Here is a 758-nt window from a genome sequence, read left to right on the forward strand (position 1 = left end):
GCAATTCTGCCATCCTTCTCAGCGATAAGTGCTTTAACTTCTTGTTCTGCCAGAGCTTTTAGCTGATTATAAGTAGCGAAATACTCTGCACTCAGTTGTGATTTATCGGCTGTGATCGCTGTTTTGGCACGGAGCAGAAATTTGTCCTCACCACGCACTTCCATCCCAACAATCTGCAAATCTGCTTCGGGGTGATTTTCGGCTAACTGCTTGAACGAGATGGCGATCGCTCTTGGGTCAATTCCTTGGCTATGGTAAAGGTCGAGTGTATCAAAGATGGGCTTGATGAAATCCCCAAACTCTCCCAGAGCAAATACTTCCTGGTGATTGTCAGGTTTACGATGTTGGTTTAGGTTATCTGGGGTGGGCAAGCGCATATAAACATATTTACATCGCACCTCGTCAAATTTGGTGTCAGTTGTGATATTCCAATCTTTAATGAATGCGCCTGTGAGAGTTGCCCCTGTAAAATCAGTGCCGTCAAGTTGGGTTTGTACTAGCTTGGCTCCAGATAAATTTGCATCTTGTAAGTTAGCATGGCTCAAGTCTGCACCCATGAAACTGGCATATTCTAAGTTAGCGTCTTTCAATTTAACTCCACGCAGGTCTTGGCGATCAAATATTATATCTTGTCCTTGCTTAGTAACTAATAAATCACGTACTTGAGCATTTTGAAGGTAGGTTTTTTCAAGTTGAGCATAGTCAAGCATTTGAGATTGGTAGAAATCAGTATTTATTAAAGTCGCATTTCTCAAATC

1 protein-coding gene is annotated in these 758 nt (G+C 42.1%); it reads right to left on the reverse strand.

The window, feature by feature from the left end; genetic code table 11:
• A partial coding sequence (locus G1O98_RS38470; RefSeq protein ID WP_243458677.1) for a pentapeptide repeat-containing protein occupies positions 1–710 on the reverse strand: 710 nt, incomplete at its 3' end.
• Positions 711–758: the final 48 nt, after the last annotated feature.

Origin of the sequence: Nostoc sp. UIC 10630 (assembly GCF_010747425.1) — a bacterium.
Taxonomy (GTDB): Bacteria; Cyanobacteriota; Cyanobacteriia; order Cyanobacteriales; family Nostocaceae; genus Nostoc.